The organism is Mesorhizobium sp. B4-1-3 (assembly GCF_006439355.1).
Lineage (GTDB): Bacteria > Pseudomonadota > Alphaproteobacteria > Rhizobiales > Rhizobiaceae > Mesorhizobium.
In genome coordinates this window covers 23,614-39,881 of record NZ_VFTG01000018.1, presented here as the reverse complement: position 1 = coordinate 39,881, position 16,268 = coordinate 23,614, and the positions used below count along the sequence as shown (strand labels likewise).

16 protein-coding genes are annotated in these 16,268 nt (G+C 60.2%); 6 read left to right on the top strand and 10 right to left on the bottom strand.

Annotation, left to right across the window (positions count from 1 at the left end):
* Positions 1-28 precede the first annotated feature (28 nt).
* From FJW06_RS20855 to FJW06_RS20825, 7 genes are read right to left on the bottom strand one after another with little or no spacing between them, the layout of a single operon-like run.
* Positions 29-1,132, bottom strand: coding sequence for an ABC transporter ATP-binding protein (locus FJW06_RS20855; RefSeq protein ID WP_140754081.1), 1,104 nt, complete (start codon positions 1,130-1,132; stop codon positions 29-31).
* Complete coding sequence (locus tag FJW06_RS20850; protein ID WP_181178479.1) at positions 1,119-2,270, bottom strand: sialidase family protein; 1,152 nt, start codon at positions 2,268-2,270, stop codon at positions 1,119-1,121. The genes FJW06_RS20855 and FJW06_RS20850 overlap by 14 nt, the downstream gene beginning before the upstream one ends.
* A 41-nt stretch (positions 2,271-2,311) precedes the next feature.
* On the bottom strand, positions 2,312-3,520 hold the full coding sequence (locus tag FJW06_RS20845) for a sialidase family protein (protein ID WP_140754079.1): 1,209 nt from the start codon (positions 3,518-3,520) through the stop codon (positions 2,312-2,314).
* 40 nt (positions 3,521-3,560) lie between these two features.
* On the bottom strand, positions 3,561-5,030 hold the full coding sequence (locus FJW06_RS20840; RefSeq protein WP_140754078.1) for an aldehyde dehydrogenase family protein: 1,470 nt from the start codon (positions 5,028-5,030) through the stop codon (positions 3,561-3,563).
* Complete coding sequence (locus FJW06_RS20835; protein WP_210238982.1) at positions 5,027-5,893, bottom strand: carbohydrate ABC transporter permease; 867 nt, start codon at positions 5,891-5,893, stop codon at positions 5,027-5,029. The genes FJW06_RS20840 and FJW06_RS20835 overlap by 4 nt, the downstream gene beginning before the upstream one ends.
* Positions 5,893-6,858, bottom strand: coding sequence for a sugar ABC transporter permease (locus tag FJW06_RS20830; protein ID WP_140754076.1), 966 nt, complete (start codon positions 6,856-6,858; stop codon positions 5,893-5,895). The genes FJW06_RS20835 and FJW06_RS20830 overlap by 1 nt, the downstream gene beginning before the upstream one ends.
* A 24-nt stretch (positions 6,859-6,882) precedes the next feature.
* A complete protein-coding gene (locus tag FJW06_RS20825) occupies positions 6,883-8,376 on the bottom strand; it encodes an extracellular solute-binding protein (RefSeq protein WP_140754075.1) in 1,494 nt (497 codons plus the stop codon).
* Positions 8,377-8,507: 131 nt separating this feature from the next.
* Here FJW06_RS20825 and FJW06_RS20820 point away from each other — a divergent pair, with 131 nt between their 5' ends.
* Positions 8,508-9,497, top strand: a complete 990-nt coding sequence (locus tag FJW06_RS20820; protein WP_140754074.1) for a helix-turn-helix domain-containing protein — start codon at positions 8,508-8,510, stop codon at positions 9,495-9,497.
* 41 nt (positions 9,498-9,538) lie between these two features.
* On the opposite strand, the gene FJW06_RS30865 is transcribed toward FJW06_RS20820, so the two are convergent.
* A complete protein-coding gene (locus FJW06_RS30865; protein ID WP_281404894.1) occupies positions 9,539-9,670 on the bottom strand; it encodes a hypothetical protein in 132 nt (43 codons plus the stop codon).
* A 237-nt stretch (positions 9,671-9,907) separates the two neighbouring features.
* Between FJW06_RS30865 and FJW06_RS20810 the strand changes: the two genes are divergently transcribed.
* On the top strand, positions 9,908-10,513 hold the full coding sequence (locus tag FJW06_RS20810) for a chemotaxis protein CheB (protein ID WP_140754072.1): 606 nt from the start codon (positions 9,908-9,910) through the stop codon (positions 10,511-10,513).
* Between the two features lie 307 nt (positions 10,514-10,820).
* Here FJW06_RS20810 and FJW06_RS20805 read toward each other — a convergent pair whose 3' ends face one another.
* Positions 10,821-11,141: a YMGG-like glycine zipper-containing protein gene (locus tag FJW06_RS20805; protein WP_140645619.1), complete on the bottom strand. Its 321-nt coding sequence runs from the start codon at positions 11,139-11,141 to the stop codon at positions 10,821-10,823.
* 156 nt (positions 11,142-11,297) lie between these two features.
* The gene (locus FJW06_RS20800) at positions 11,298-11,558 is read right to left on the bottom strand and encodes a type II toxin-antitoxin system HicB family antitoxin (RefSeq protein WP_140754071.1); all 261 of its coding nucleotides are present in this window, start codon (positions 11,556-11,558) and stop codon (positions 11,298-11,300) included.
* A 64-nt stretch (positions 11,559-11,622) separates the two neighbouring features.
* Here FJW06_RS20800 and FJW06_RS20795 point away from each other — a divergent pair, with 64 nt between their 5' ends.
* From FJW06_RS20795 to FJW06_RS20780, 4 genes are all read left to right on the top strand, one after another.
* The gene (locus tag FJW06_RS20795; protein WP_140754070.1) at positions 11,623-13,197 is read left to right on the top strand and encodes a recombinase family protein; all 1,575 of its coding nucleotides are present in this window, start codon (positions 11,623-11,625) and stop codon (positions 13,195-13,197) included.
* The gene (locus FJW06_RS20790; RefSeq protein WP_140754069.1) at positions 13,185-14,030 is read left to right on the top strand and encodes a plasmid partitioning protein RepB C-terminal domain-containing protein; all 846 of its coding nucleotides are present in this window, start codon (positions 13,185-13,187) and stop codon (positions 14,028-14,030) included. Before FJW06_RS20795 ends, FJW06_RS20790 begins: the two co-directional genes overlap by 13 nt.
* 323 nt (positions 14,031-14,353) lie before the next feature.
* Positions 14,354-14,701, top strand: a complete 348-nt coding sequence (locus tag FJW06_RS20785) for a hypothetical protein (protein WP_140754068.1) — start codon at positions 14,354-14,356, stop codon at positions 14,699-14,701.
* A 247-nt stretch (positions 14,702-14,948) separates the two neighbouring features.
* Entirely contained in the window at positions 14,949-16,262 is a 1,314-nt protein-coding gene (locus FJW06_RS20780) for a DUF2130 domain-containing protein (RefSeq protein WP_140754067.1), read from the top strand.
* The last annotated feature ends 6 nt before the right edge of the window (positions 16,263-16,268 follow it).

Below are 16,268 nucleotides of genomic sequence, written 5' to 3'. Positions count from 1 at the left end.
GCCTGCATCGGCGAGGCCGGGCCCTGCCCTAAAGTTCTCGTTTGAGCGGAATTGCTCTGCCGTCTGCGCCAAACAGATGCGCCTTGCGCCAATCCACGGAGACCTCACATTTGCCTATCGCGATGCTCCTGGCTTCTGCGTCGCCCTGGCGCATGACAAGCGCACCCCCCGGATGCGCGGGCGCGTGAAGAAAGCTTTCGCCGCCAAGCCGCTCCACGAATTCGACCTCTGCCAGGAGCCGCGGCCCTGAAACCCGATGCGTATTGAAGTGCTCCGGCCTGATGCCGACAGTGACATTTCCAGACAGGACCATCGGCTCCGCCAGGACCAGTTCGACGCAATCACCTGTCGTTCCTCGGACCTGCAGCGTCAGGTGCGTGCCGTCCTGGCCAGAGACCAATGCCTCGAGAAAGCTCATCTTGGGCGAGCCCATGAAGCCGGCGACAAAGCGATTGCAAGGCGCGTCGTAGATCTGTGCCGGCGTTCCGAACTGCTCGACCACACCGTCGCGCAAAACCACGATCCGGTCGGCCAGGGTCATGGCTTCGGTCTGGTCGTGGGTGACATAAATCATGGTGGCGCCAAGGCTTCGATGAAGCTTGGCGAGTTCCAGCCGCATCTGGACGCGCAACTCGGCGTCGAGGTTCGACAGCGGCTCGTCAAACAGAAAGACGTCAGGCTCGCGCACGATGGCACGGCCTATCGCCACGCGCTGACGCTGTCCTCCCGAGAGCTCCTTGGGAAACCGTCCAAGCAACGGGCCGAGCTGAAGCGTCTCGGCGACGGCCGCCACCCTTTTGTTGCGCTCGGCCTTTGGCATGCCCTGCATGAGCAGGGAGAACGCCATGTTGTCGGCGACCGTCTTGTGCGGATAGAGCGCGTAGCTCTGGAACACCATTGCCACGCCGCGCTTTGCCGGCGGCACGCCGCGCATCAGCTTGCCACCGATTGCCACGGTTCCGCCGCTGATGGGCTCCAGACCGCAGATCATACGCAGCAGCGTCGATTTTCCGCAGCCAGACGGCCCGATGAAGACCAGGAATTCGCCGTGCTCGATGGCCAGGTCCACTCCAGGAATGACGGTCTTTTCGCCGTATTTCTTCTTGACGCCGCAAAGCTCAACTCTCGCCACGGGCAACTCCTTCCTGACGCCAACCAGCAGCATCGGCCGAGAGGACACTGGCGTGGATACCCGTGATGCCTTCGATACCCTGAGCGTAGTAGACGACGAAAAGGCTGCCGTCGGCACGTAGCGCGAGCGAAGGGTAACCCAGATCGCGGGTGGGAAGGCCGCTGCGGATCGCTAGGGGATGGCTGGGATTCCAGCTGTTTCCGCTGTCCTTGGAGACATAGAGGGCAATGCCGAAAGGCTCCCGCCGCCTGCCGGCGACACAGGCGATGCGGCCGTCCTCGAGTTCCACCATGTCGGCCGGATAATCCTGAATACCGGTCGACGAAGGGACGCTCCATGCCAGGCCGCCATCCTCGGACATCACGGCATGCAAAACGCCAGAGATGTTGTCGCGCAACAGCATGACGATACGGCCGTTTCGCAACAGGATGGGTGCCGGTTCCTCGAAGGCGTGGCCGTCTCCCGCCGCCACAAGACTTGGCTCGGACCAGCTATGGCCGCCATCGCCCGATCGTACCGTGAAAACGGCGGCATAGTTGGGAACGTCACAAAGCGGCAGCATGACTTCGCTGCCGACCTCGATGCCGCCGCGCATGCCGTAGCCGCCACTGAAAGGCGCAGTGTCGATGCGCGTCGACGCTGTGAAGGTGGCTCCGCCATCGACCGACCGGTGGACCCATGTCTCGCCGCCTCCGCGTACCCAGGGATAGCGTTCGGCAAGCGTGGCTTTCTCCGGTGCCCAGTCCCGAAGTTCGGCTGCCATGGCAGCGGCGCTCATCAGATCCTCGGGCTGTGTATAGGTGCCGGGCGCAAGATGGGCCTTGGCATGGGCGAGCGTGTGCCACTCGAACCGCCACTGGTTCAAAAGCACCACGCCCGACCGAAGCGGCGTAAGCCCGGCGCACTCCACTCCTTGCCAACCGAAATCGGGGACCACGGAAGGAGCCGACCAGCTTCTCCCCTCGTCAGCCGATCGCATCATCATGTTGCAGTACAGCGGGTCTTGCGGCGGATGCAGGACCCCTGCACGGCGGCGCGACTGGGTGAAGACCAGCAGCCAGTTGCCGTTCGCCGTAACCGCGAGATGCGGATGCGCGCTATAGGCATGCGGATCGCGATGGATCGTCCGGTGATCCATTCGAGGTATCAAGGCTGCCGCGCCGGGGTTCATCTTCAGGCTCAGATCCGGAAGCGTGTGCAACGGACATATTGCAGCGGCTTCGGGTCGTCGCTCCACTCATGATAGGAGCAGACGATCGCGCCGTCCCGCGTCTGGACGACGCTCGGGTAGCCGATGTGCTGGTAGATGCCGGGATGGTTCCAATCGACACCGCCGCCGTCGATCTTGCCGGAGGCTGGCGACATGCGGCTCGAACCGGGGGTCTCGGTCACCGTACGGCCCGGCACGCCGCCTTCGCGAATGACAAACTCGTTCTTCACATCCCAGGTCACGCCGTCGTCGGAAATGATCCCGCGCACGCCATAGGGCGGCCGGCGATAGCCGTAGACCATCAGATAGCGGCCATCCTGAAGCGCGATGAGTTCCGGCGGATAGCCCCAGATGTTCGTCCACTTGGGCGGCGTCCAGCTGAAACCATCGTCTTCCGAGATGGTCATGACCATATACTTGGCGTCGCTGGTCGGGTTGACATGGGTGCGCATGAAACAGACCAGCCTGCCGTCGGCGAGCCTGACAAGGCCTGGCTCCTCGTAGTCGATGATGCTGGCCGGGTCGTAGCCGAGCGTCGAAAAATACTCCCAGTTGTCACCGCCATCGTCTGAGCGCATCAGCGCCGAACGCGTGCTTTCGCCCTCGCCTTCTTCCTCATAGCCGTGGATGCGGCCGTAGAGACCCATCAGCAGTGATCCGTTCGGCAACTCCCAACAGCCGAGGCGGCAGCCGCCATGCTTGAGCGGACGGACATTGATGGGGATGGGCTGCGTCCAGGTCTCGCCTCCGTCCTTCGATTTGACCACGAAGGTGCCGAGCCAGGCCTGCGTCTTGTAGGCCCAGGTCCAGTCGCCCCATTCCTTGGTGTTGGGATGCGAGCTCCATGACGGCTGTTCGGGCTTTATGCCCCGCTTGAAGAAGCCGGTGATGGTCAGATTGACGATAAGCGTACCGTCCTGCATCTCGCAAATGCCGCAGTCCCAGTTGCCCTGCGTTTCGGACCATGGCAGCACGACCTTCGGCTGGGTCCAGGTTTTGCCGCCATCCTTCGAGCGGGTCATCAGCGTTTGACCGCTGTCGTGGTGGAAGGGGAAGCGCTCTTCGTTGAACACGGCCAATATATCGCCATTCTTCAGAAGTCGCGTTGCGATCTGGTTGACGCAATGCGCCTTATCCTTGAAGATCGTATAATGCTCAACGTCTCTTACAACAGTCATTCCCTGATTTCCTCTCTTGGGGTGTCTTTGCTCTTACGGCCTACAGCCTGATGCCGATGTTCTTGATATTGAGATAGTTGCGGATGCCGGGCAGGCCGCGCTCGCGGCCAACCCCGCTTTCCTTGATGCCGCCGGTCGGCGCCTGTACGCCGCCGATGAACCAGCCGTTGATCCAGACCGAGCCGGCTTCGAGATCGCGGGCAAACGTCAAGGCGCGGGAAATGTCGCGGCTGTAGACGCCGGCCACGAGACCGAAACCGAGACCATTGGCAATCGCGAGAGCCTCGGCGTCGGTGCCAAAGGAGAGTGCCACGGCAACCGGGCCGAATATCTCCTCGCGCGCCAAGGCGCTGGTCGGATCGACACCTTCGAATATCGTCGGCTCGACGAAATACCCGACGTCCAGCCCCCGTGGGCGGCCGCCGCCCAGGCGTAGCTTCGCACCCGACTTGCCGCCGGCATCGATATAGGACCTGACCTTGGCATATTGCTCGCTCGAGACCAGCGGTCCGAGGTCGCAGTTGTCGAGGCCCTTGCCGACGGTCAGCTTCGCTGCGCGCTCCGCCAACCTGGCCAGAAACTCCTCTTGGATCGATCGATGCAGGAGAAGCCGTGAAGACGACGAGCAGACCTGGCCGCTATTGCCGAATGCGCCGTCAAGCGCATCGAATGCTGCCCGTTCCAGATCGGCGTCTTCCATCACGATCATCGGGTTCTTGCCGCCGAGCTCGAGCACCACTGGCTTCAGGCCCTGGGCCGCGCCGGAATAGATCTTGCGTCCGGTCTCGACCGATCCGGTGAAGGTGATGCCGCGCACCAGGGGATGCGACACAAGCGCCGCGCCGGCGTCCTCCCCAAAACCAGCCACGACATTGACGACGCCGTCGGGGAAGCCAGCTCGCTGGCAGAGTTCGGCGAAAGCCAGCGCAGTGAGCGGCGATTGCTCCGCCGGCTTGATCACGACCGTACAGCCCGCGGCAAGCGCCGGTGCCACCGAGCGAGCCACCATGCCCAGAGGATAGTTCCAGGGCACGATATGAGCGGTCACGCCGACCGGCTCCAGCATTGTGAAGTCTACGAAGTCGCGCCCGAGCGGGATCGTCGACCCTTCCATCTTGTCGGCCGCACCAGCATTGTAGCGCAACGTCGCGCAGACGCCCCTGAGATCGCCGAGCGACTCCTTCACCGGCTTGCCGACATCGAGCGTTTCGAACAGCGCAAACCGCTCGGCTTCAGCCTCGATCAAATCCGCGAGCTTGAAGATCAGCTGTCCGCGCTGGGCCGGACTGAAATTGCGCCAATCCCCGTGCTGCTCACGATGGGCGGCGTTGACGGCCACATCCATCTCGCGGACGCCGCCGCGCGCAACGCTTGCCAACACCGCCTCGGTGCTGGGATCGATGGTTTCGAATGTCCGGCCATCGCCGGATCCGACCCATCTGCCATCGATGAAGTGCAGGCCCGGCAAAGGACCGACGAGATCGGCTCGGGAATAGGTTCTCATGGTCATTGTTTCACGCCGCCTTGGGAAAGACCCTGGATGAAGTAGCGTTGCAGGAAGCAGAACAGCAGCAGGCTGGGCACGCTAAGGATGGTCACAGCGGCCATGGCGACACTGAAGCCCTCGATCTGGGTGCGTGTCCCGACGACTGGGGTGAAGGCCGCCACGCCGACCGGGAGGGTCTTCATCGACTCATCGAAGGTGACCAGAAGCGGCCACAGGAAGTTGTTCCAGTTCAGAGTGAAGATGATGACCGAAGCCGCGATCGCCGGGGCCCGCGCCAACGGCAAAGCAATGCAGAAGAACAGGTTGAACGGCCCCGCGCCGTCCATTTTTGCCGCCTCCTCCAGTTCCTTGGGGAACGACATGAAGAACTGGCGGAAGATGTAGACGCTGAAGACGTTGCCGATCGACGGCAGTATGAGCGCCTGGTAAGTGCTGGCCCAGCCCATCTTGATGAAACCAAGCAGCAGCGGGATCACCGACACTTCGGTGGGTATCATCAGCGAGGCTAAGAAGATGTAGAACAGCGCGTCCCGGCCGGGGAAGCGCATGCGCGCCAAGGCATAGCCGGCCATCGCACCGAACAGGACGCAAAGGAAAGTCGAGAGCGTCGCCTGTACGACGCTGTTGAAGCCCCAGCGTATGACGGGGTAGTCGAAGACCTTGATGTAGTTGTCCAAGGTGACGCGCCGCGGGAGCCATTCGATATCCCGGGTCATCACATCGCTTGGAAATTTGAAGGAGGTCGAAACCATCCACACGAAGGGCAGTGCCCAGAGAACGGCGACGGCCAGGCCAAGCGGCCAGATGAAGAGATCCGCTCGTTCGAGCCCCCGTCTCTCAAGCCTTTCGTCGAGCCAGGCGCTCATCATGCGCGCTCCCTCAGAAAGATGCGCTGGACCGCGGTAATCACCAGGATCAAGGCGAACAGCATGAGGGACACCGCGGCGGCATAGCCGAAGAGGTTCCTGACGATCGCGAGATTGTAGATGTAGTGGATCGGCGAGGACGACGAACTGGCCGGCCCGCCATTGGTCATGACATAGACCTGGCTGAAGATGCGCAGGGTGGAGATGAGCTGCAGCGTCACGACCATGCTTATGACTGGCCGCAGGTGCGGTAAGATTACATGCTTGAAGCGTTGCCAGCGATTGGCGCCATCCACACGCGCCGCCTCCACGATCTCACCCGGAATGTCCTGCAACGCGGCGAGGAACAAGACGAATGCCAGGCCGAGATCCCACCACACCGAAGCGATGCTGACGCCGATCAGCGACCATTGGGTCGAGGTGAGCCAGGGAATGTCGTGGAAGCCAAGAAAGGAAAGGTAGTAGTTGACCAGACCGTACTGGGTGTCGAGCATCCAGACCCATACAAGCCCGATCACCGTGGCGGACACGACCGTGGGGGCGAAGAAGAGCGTGCGTGCCAGGCCCGATAGCGGATAGCGCTTGTTGACGAAGAGCGCGAAAAGGAGGCCGAACCCTGTGACGCAGGGAACGATGATCAGCCCATAGAAAAGGACGTTCTTGAAGGCGACCCCGACCCATTGGTCGTGGAACGCCTTGGAGAAGTTGTCGAAGCCCACCCATTTCGGTGAACCAACGATGCTCCAGCGCGTGAAGGAGACGTAGAAGCCGAAAAGCACGGGCAGAATGTTGAACAGAAAGAAGGGCAGCGCGAAAAAGGCGACGAGAAGATAACCGACGCGGTCCGTTTGACGCGGTTCGGGTCCGAAGTCGCTGCTGCCCTGCAAGGTTGCTGTCGTCATCTCGATGTCTGCGTAGCGGCGAGGCCAAGGGAGGCCCGTCGCGATGATTTGCGCGACGAGCAAGGGATCGGTCGGATTCCCTCAGGATCAACCTTCGTCGAGATCCGCCTGCCATTGCTTCTGGATCTGATCCATCGCGGCATCGATCGTCGTCTGCCCCGACCACACGCCTTCAAGCGTTTTGGCGAGGAAATTGCCGCCCGAGTAGATTGTGAAGTTGGGCCCGTTCACGACCGGAATCTCGCCGACCGTAGCGATGCTCATTCCATCGACGAAAGCGCCGCGGATGTCCCACGGATTGCCGGAGGACTTGTAATCCGGTCGATCGAGGATCGATTTGCGGGGCGAGGCGCCGCGACCGACCGTCGTCCACAGGAAGCTGTTGTCCGACAGCCATTTGACGGCCGCCATGGTTGCTTCGTGGCGCCCGGGATCCGCCTGTTTGTAGAACTCCAGGCCTCCCTGCTCTCGGTAGGTAACGAGCTTGGACCCGATCTTGGGAAACAGCGCTGTCTTGAACGGCAGTTTCTGTGCGACATAGCCGTTGAGCGTCCAGGGACCAGTCCAGAATATTGAGCCCTGCCCTGTGCCGAACGCCTTGTAGCGGTCGGTGACGTCGCGGGTCGAGACCTTGTGCTTGTCGAAAAGGTCGAGCACCCATTGCATTGCCGCCTTGCCTGCATCGGGATTCACGCAAGCGGTCTTCAAATCATCGCTCGCGCGCTGAAAACCCATTTGCTCGGCAACGATGCCCCAAGTGACGGTGGGCTGAACGCCGGAACCCGTCATCATGATGCCCGAGCGAGTGACCTTGTCGCCCTCGCGCTTGGTCATCGCTTTTGCCCATTCGATAAGCGTTTCGCCGTCCGTCGGCGGTTTGCTGGCGTCCAACCCGGCTTCCTTGACATGATCGAGGTTGATTTCGGGCTGCAGGCTCATCAGATCCATGGGCACCATGAAGATCTTGTTGTCGTATTTCGGATAGCGCGAGGCCGCGATCGACGATGCGCTGAAGTCGGCAAGATCGAGACCGGAACTGGCGATAAGGTCGTCAAGCGGCACGATGACTTCGTCACGCGCAAGCTGGGCCGACTTGCCTGCAGTGCCCCAGCCGAAGTCCGGTGCCTTGCCGGTAGCCGAAGCCGCAAGGACCTTGGTGACATATTGTTCTTCCGGAATCACCTCCATGCGGATCTGGACGCCCTTGTCCTTGTGGGCATCGTTGAAGGCGCTGATCATCTTGGCCCAGACCTCGCCATCCGAAGCGGCCAGCCAGCTCCAATGGACGATCTCGGTCGGATTGGCCGCGGAGGCACGGCCGGTCCAGAAATGAGGCGCGGCAAGAGCTGTCCCCGCGACCGCAGCTGACTTAAGAAGCGTTCTTCGGTTCAAGGCAAACGGCGGCTTGTTCAATGAAGTCGAAACCATGGCGATCTCCCGCGCGGCATACGCTGGGCGCCTGCCACGTTCTGTTAGAGTCAATTTTTCTATGTTCCCGCATCGAGATCGTTCCGGAACGTGCTCTCGACGTGCTGACAATGTTGGCCAATCAGCCTCTTGTGAGTTGATCCACAACGTCACATAATTGACCTGCAGCGCCGCCTAGCAATTTTTCTGGAACGTTCGCAGTGGAAGCGGATAGGAACTCTGTCGTCGCAGCAGCCTCGAACCGCCGGCCGCGGTTTGGCTTCGTGCTGCAACCCGAATTTCCCATGAATGCTCTCATCCTGGCGACCGAGGCGCTGCGCATCGCGAACCAAAACAGCGGCCAGGATCTGTTCGAGTGGACAATGATCTCGGATTCTGGCGACGCGGTCCGTGCAAGCAACGGCATGTGGGTTGCCGCCAACCACGATCTGGCGAACTTTCCGCGCTGTGATTTTCTGGTGGTCCTGGAAGGCAATCTGCCGACGCAGAATATATCGGCCAACGTTCGCGGAGCTCTGCGCAATGCCTACCGGCATGGATCGATGCTCATAGGCGTCGACACGGGCGCCTTCGCTGTCGCGGCGGCTGGCCTTACCGGTGACCGCGAGACCGTGGTGCACTGGGAGGCGGTGTCATCGTATTTCGAGCATTTTCCGGCAGCCAAGACAAAGAACCAGATCTATTCCATCGACCGCCAACTTGCCTTCTGCGCGGGCGGGGTGGCGACCCTCGACATGATGCTCGATTTGATCGGAAGGCTGCATGGATCAAGCCTTGCCAAAGAAGTCGCGAATGCACTTATTCATACACCACGCGAGGGAATCCACCCGCAGCGAACGGATGATGATGGGGTCGACGAGGCACAGCCTTCCCTGTCCCACAGGATCGTGGCGTTGATGGAAAGCAATCTCGATTTCCCGCTGTCACCGAAAAGCCTAGCCCGCCATCTCGGTATTTCGGTGCGAACACTGGAGCGCTATTGCCTGCGGCAGTTCAACCAGACGCCTAACCAACTCTATCTGCGCTCTCGCCTTCAGGCCGCGCGCAACCTCCTTTTCTATGAGGAGCGCGACATCAAAGATATCGCTTATGCCTGCGGCTTTTCATACCCTGCGGTTTTCACGCGGGCCTTCACCGCTCAGTTCGGGCAATCACCTCGCGCGTTTCGCCGGGCATTCCGCGAAACTCAGAACACCGTGCGGCCTGAGATCGTCAGATTATCCCGCAGTCGCCCGGCTGACACCGGATCGAGCGCCGACGAGGAGAGCGCTTAGCCTGTGCGATGCGCCGAGAAGGGCGCCGCTGGCGGCACCAATCACCATGCTCTGGTGTTGCCGCCGATCGCCAGGCCGACCAGCGCGCCGCCGGCGCCGCCGAGCAACGCCCCGGTGGTGGCCCGCTGCTGGCCTTCGGTCTGTGTCTCGCAGCCGGCGAGTGCCGCGGTCATGAGCACCGCCAGAATGGCCTTGTTGATGAGAGGGAAGGCTGAATGGCTTAAGCCCGGCTTGGTAGGTCGGGTGAATTACCTTAAGGGCGACGAGAAGGTCTGCCATGTCTCGCTGAAACATCTTCGCGAAACCCTCAGTACGATCCGGCTTGACAACCTCGTCAGGCCCACAGCTATTGTCACAAACGGCAGTGCGATAACCGCGCTCAGCGCGCGCGCAGGTGCAACGGGGGGCAAATGGCTTTTCCCGAGGATGTGCGGCCCTTCATCGCCATTGGTGGTCCTGGTCCTGAAGGCTTGGACGACTTGAAGGACCTGCTCGGGGCGCTTCTTGCGGGGCTACCGGCTGTCGTGCTGGCAGTGCTTCACCGCCCCAGCGATCGCGTGAGCCATCTGCGCGACGTGCTGGCACGCCGATCAGCATTACCGGTAGTCATAGCGCCGGAAGGTGACGCCTTCCGCCTTGCGACTTGCTATATCGGGGAGCCAGCCGCCCACCTCTCATTGGTTGGGCGAAGCCGAATTCATTTGACCGATGGCGCCCATCACAAATGTCGCAACAAAACAGTGGACCTGTTGTTTACGTCTGTCGCTCTTCACGCCAAGGACAACGGCATCGGAGTAGTTCTCAGGGGTTCACTTAGCGATGGGTCTCGCGGCCTTGCCGCCATCCATTCTGCTGGGGGCGCCACCATGGTTGTAGGTCGGGCGGGGAGTGCAACGAGAGGCATGCCGGAGAATGCAACGCAATATGATGGGCCGATTGATTTCATCGGCTCGATCGAGAAAATCGCGGCTGAAATTTCGCGCCGAATAGATAACCGGGCTGCAAGTAAAGCTTAGCCCAGGGTGGTTGATCGCCTTGCGATATCGATCACCATTGCCGACCCGACCAGATCATCAGAAAGAGGAGTAGTTTTGATGCAACCCGGCCTTCCCGTTCCTATAAGGGTTCGGTGAGCGCATGAGCCCCTCTCATTCTCTCGTATGCCTGGCGCTCAGAATCAGTGGAAGGATCTACTAGTTGTGTACGCAAGGCGTTCTAGGATGTAGGCCTCACGCTTTCCTCATCATGCAGTTTGCAACCGCGCAAGAATGACAACAGAAGAGGCCGGCTCTGAACGCGCCGGCCTCCACCCCCCGGACACGATCAATAGTTGCCGTTGTAGTAGCGGTCGTCACAAGGGGCGGTATAAATGCGGCCGTAGCGGTCTTGGTAGCGGCAGAGCTGGCCGCCGCGCGGCTCCTGAGGGGTGGTGGCCGAGCCGACCACGGCGCCGAGCAGCGCGCCGCTGGCGGCGCCAATCACCGTGCTCTTGGTGTTGCCGCCAATCGCCTGGCCGACCAACGCGCCGCCGGCGCCGCCGAGCAATGCGCCGGTGGTGGCCCGCTGCTGGCCTTCGGTCTGGGTCTCGCATCCGGCAAGGGCGGCGGTCATGAGCACGGCCAGAATTGCCTTCTTGATGATCATCACTAGAACTCCTCTGAAGCCCCAGGGACTGACGACGGGGGCGAACGAAGCCCCGAGTGCGGTCGCATTGCGGCGGAACGGCGGCGGAGCCTCCTCACGAAGTGAATCACGGTTTCTCGACGGTTGAACGCCATGGTTGCCGAATAGGAAAGACCTTCAGCGGACGCCAAGCGAAACCATGATTGGGGTGAGTACCCGGCGATCGGCTTCTGCCATGATCTTCCCAAGGGAAGTGGGATCAGGAACCACCACGCCATCCTCTATCAAACCTAAAACGTGAAAGCCCAAAACCTGTTCGGCTAACTCGCGCGCTTCTTCGAGACTTGCTCCGGCCGTAACAACGCCGGGAAGGTCGGGTAAGGACACTCCATAATCGCTGGCGTCCTCTTTGTGGATCAGACCGACGTACTGGCGCATTCCGTTCCCTTGCCGCTCGGTCAATGACCGCTAGTTTAAAACACCAGCATGACGGCGCAAGACGATGGACAAGTTTGCAACGGCTCCCGCAGGCCCTCTTGGGAGGCCAAGAATCCGTGCGGCCCAGTATCTGCGCATGTCGAAAGAGCACCAGACCTACTCGATCGACAACCAGAAAGATGCCATCCGCAACTATGCCGATATAATGGGCTACGATATCGTCGCCACATACGAGGACGCGGGTCGAAGTGGCCTTAAGTTAGGCGGACGCCCTGGCCTTCAACGTTTGCTAGCCGATGTGGAGAGCGGCCGCGCCGCCTTTGAAACCATCGTTGTCTATGATGTGAGCCGCTGGGGACGCTTTCAGAACATCGATGAAAGCGCCTCCTACGAATACCGCTGCCATATGGCCGGCGTTCGGATCGAATTCTGCGCCGAGCAGTTCTTGAACGACGGCAGTATCGGCTCGGACGTGCTTAAGGCCATCAAACGCAGCATGGCGGCCGAGCACAGCCGCATGCTCTCGCAAAAGACGTTCATAGGACAGGCAAGGCTGATCCGGTTGGGATTCCGCCAGGGTGGTAAGCCAGGGCTCGGCTTAAGACGCCAGATTATGGACCATTCGGGACGTCTAAAACTGATTCTCTCCGAGCACGAGCAAAAGAGCGTTCACACCGACAGGACGATCTTGGTGCCAGGGCCGCCCGAAGAAGTTGCAACGGTTCGGTGGATTTTCCGTCAGTTCGTCAAAACGCACATGACAGAGCTCGAGATGGCAAGGCTTCTGAACAAGCGCGGCGTGCTGACGGATCTTGGGCGGCCATGGAAGCGGGAAACTGTGCGCGGCGTCCTAACCAATGAAAAATACGTCGGCACCAATGTCTGGAATAGGCGCTCCCGCAAGCTGAAAGCAAAGGCGGTGAGCAATCCTCCTGAACAGTGGGTGCGCGCGGAAGGCGCATTCGAGCCGATTGTAGACCGCAGGCTGTTCGATCGGGCTCAAGCCATCCACAGAAAGCTTTATTCGCATCTGCGCGCAAGCAATGATGAGATTCTGGCTGCACTGAAGAAGGTCCTGGCGCGTCACGGCGCCCTGTCCAGCTCGATCATCGACGCTGCGCCTGATTGTCCCAAGGCCAGCTTGTATCATCATCGCTTCGGAAGCCTTCTGAAGGCCTACGAATCGATCGGGTATCAGCCGCCCAAGAACTGGCAATTTATCACATCGCGAGAGCGACTGGCGTCGCTGCGCACACAGGCGATCGGGGACCTACTGGCCGCGATCAGATGCGTTGGCGGAAAGGCGACCTACAACAAGGAGGCCGACCTCTTGCGGATCAACGACGAGTTCACGGTTGCGATCGAAATCGCGCGCTGCCGCGCTTCCGACCACGGCTACCCTTTCTGGTCCATGGACACCCAACCCCAGTCGGTGGCCGACATTTTTACCCTGATCAGGATGGGCCCGGGTGATCTGGTCATTCGGGACTACCTCATTGCCCCCGCTTCAGAAATCGCCGGCAAATCGCAATTGGCCGCCAACAATGGAGCGCGGCTGGACACCTTCCTCTTTTCCACGCTCGACCCCCTCGTCAGGCTATCAGCGCGAGCAAGTGCGGAGACCCTATGGTGCGGTTGAAGCGTCGTTTGACCCGCGAAGCGGCCTACCAGGCGTTGCACGGCAGCGCCCAGAGGCACGCCCGCGAAATTGCTGCCGATCAACTTGGGTCGAAGGAGAAGCTGTTCGCGCCCAAGCTGTTGCCGGCCTACAAGGCGGCGTGCGGCCGCAAGCGCGATTTCATACGAGAAACCAAGGAAGCGGAACGCTGCCTGGTCCGTCTGGCCGAAGCACTTCGCGTGACAATGAATGACAAAGAGTTTCTCTCGTTGCTGATGTCCGAAGGGTTTGCCACGATCCCAAACTGCCTGGTGCAGAGGTTACACGACGACGATACGTTAGAGACGGCGACAGCAAAGCATGCCGGCATGTCGCCTGCAGCCAGCAGCGCGCACCGGCAACCCGTCAGCGGGATTTGCCCAGACGTCCTCGCTTTCCTCCAGGACTGTTTTGTGAAGGTGAAGATCTTCGGTTTGCTGCGGCATGTGCTCCCGGCCAGGCAAATGGAAATTGCCCGACTGATGGTCGCTATGGAGCGGGTCACATTCACATACTCAAAGATCCTTGTCGCCTTTACGCCGCGCCCTCTGCTGGTCGAGGGTTTCAATCCAAAAATCATAGCCAACGTGTCTGAAGACCAACTCGGTGCGATGACGCCAGAACTTGGCAGGCTAAGCAGTGAGTTTCTGAGGGCTGTGGAACGGCGTGGCTCTGTGAGCCTGGAACTGGTGGCAGCGCGCCGCTATCTTGACCGGATAATGGATAATTCCAAGATGGTGCGCTACCTAGCACACAACTTCCCAGACCAATTTGAAGAGTTTCACAGCTTGTCGACGCCGGCCCCAATTAGGTAGGCTCGTTGCTCACTTATCTCGCCGGATGACGCGTTTTTCCCAGCGGATTTGTACCAATCGCCTATATCGGATCGTGTGCGCCTGCTCTCCGGTTGGATGGAATAGCTCGGGGTCCACCCACTCGCGGCTGCCGCATTGCTGGCAACGAACTTTCTCCCGAACTTCGTCGACCGTCACGTTGCCGATGATCTCGCGCAGCTCGAGCGGCTTGTAAAACGCCGGATGCGGCCCGACCCGCAGCTGAGCCTGAGGCCGTCCTTACGCATACGCACATCCCCGAACGGCGACTCAAGCATCTCCGTCGCGGAACTGTCGGGCCACTTATGGGCAAGGCGCCCCTACCCATTGCGCTGCCCGGCGTAACCGCCTTTTGTGAATTGCAGATCGATCGTCGCACCCAAAGTGAGATAGACAGCTTAGCCGAAATCTTCCGCTCTGCTAATTGGACAGGGAGTAGAATGGCCCAGACGATCCGGTTCGCGCTCTTTCCGGTTTCGGCCGCTGTCGCCGGCTTGGCCTTTTTCGCCCTGCATTCCTTCTGGACATGGACCGCGCCGCTCCTGATCCTATTCGTCGGCTCCATGCTTGCCGAACACACGTTCAACCGGCTGGCCTCGAACGAAGAAAAGCAGCGCGATCTGGAGGATCGCGTGCGCAATCCACCGATGTAATCAAATATAAGCAAGCGCCAGGGTGCGGCGCAGCTTTGAGAGCTGGAGGTGCAGCGCTTCATGGAAGCTGCAGCGCAATGCATGCGGCTATCGTCCGCCCCCGACCCATTGCAGAGGCTGGCAGCACCTCCACCGAGGCGCGTTGCCGCATGATTGCGGCAAATGTTCTTACTTTGTTCTGTTCGGGCCGCGCCACATCCCCTATACTGTCGCCTATGGGAAACCGATTCTTTTGAGGCGACGTCCAATGACAATTCAATCAGTCAGAAAGACTCTGCACGGCGATATGCTTTTCAACGAGCCGACGATCACCTGCCCTAGTTGTAGGACCGACATCAAACTTAATGAATCTCTCGCGGGGCCGCTGATCGCTGCCACGCGAGAGGAGTATGAGCAACGCATCGCTCAGGCAAATGCAGCCATCGCCATCAGAGAGGAAGAACTTAAGCGTCAGCGCCAGGAAATCGAAGCTGCCAAAGAAGGCGTCGAACGCCTCGTTGCCGAAAAAATCAGGATCGAGCGCGGTCACATCGCGGCCGACGAGGCTCGCAAGGCCAAGCTTTTGCTCTCCGCCGACTTAGACGAGCGCAACCGCAAGGTGGCCGAGCTGGAGGAGATTCTGAAGGTTCGCGAGGCCAAGCTCGAGCAGGCGCAAATGCAGCAGGCAGAGTTCCTCATGAAGCAACGCGCGTTGGAGGACGAACGGCGGGAATTGGCTCTCACGATCGAGCGGAAGGTTCAGGAAGGATTGGACGCCGTTCGTGCAAAGGCGAAATCTGAAGCCGAAGACGGTCTCAAAATGAAGATCGTCGAGAAGGAGGAACAAATCGCCGGCATGCAGCGCCAGATTGTGGACCTGAAGCGCCGCGCTGAACAGGGCTCTCAGCAATTGCAAGGTGAAGCACTGGAGTTGGAACTGGAAGGACTGATCAGCAGTCGGTTCCCGGTTGATGTGATCGAACCGGTGGCGAAAGGCGAGTTCGGTGGTGACCTCCTTCAGCGGGTCGTGGGTCCGGCCGGTCAGCCATGCGGATCCATACTTTGGGAGTCAAAGCGCACCAAGAATTGGAGTCAGAGTTGGCTCGCCAAGTTGAGAACTGATCAGCGAGCCGCGAAGGCGGACATCGCTTTGCTGATTTCTGAGGTCCTGCCCGCCGGCGTTGAGACATTTGACTTGATCGACGGCGTATACGTCGCCCATCCCAAGTGCGCCATTGCGATCGCAGTTATGCTACGGCAGTTATTGATCCAGTTGAATAAATCCCGGCTCGTGCAGGTCGGCCAGGCCTCAAAAATGGAGCTGGTCTACGAATATTTGACCGGGCCGCGTTTCAGAGAGCGAATCGAGGCCATTGTTGAGAAGTTCTCCGAAATGCAGGACGACCTTTCCCGTGAGCGCAAAGCCACCGTCCGACTGTGGGCCAAACGCGAAGCGCAAATCCATGAGGTGATCGAGTCAACGGTCGGCATGTATGGCGACTTGCAAGGGATCGCTGGAAAGGTGATGCAAGAGATTGAAAGCCTCGAACTGCTAGCTGTTGCTGGCCCCGTTCCGGGCTGAAACCCT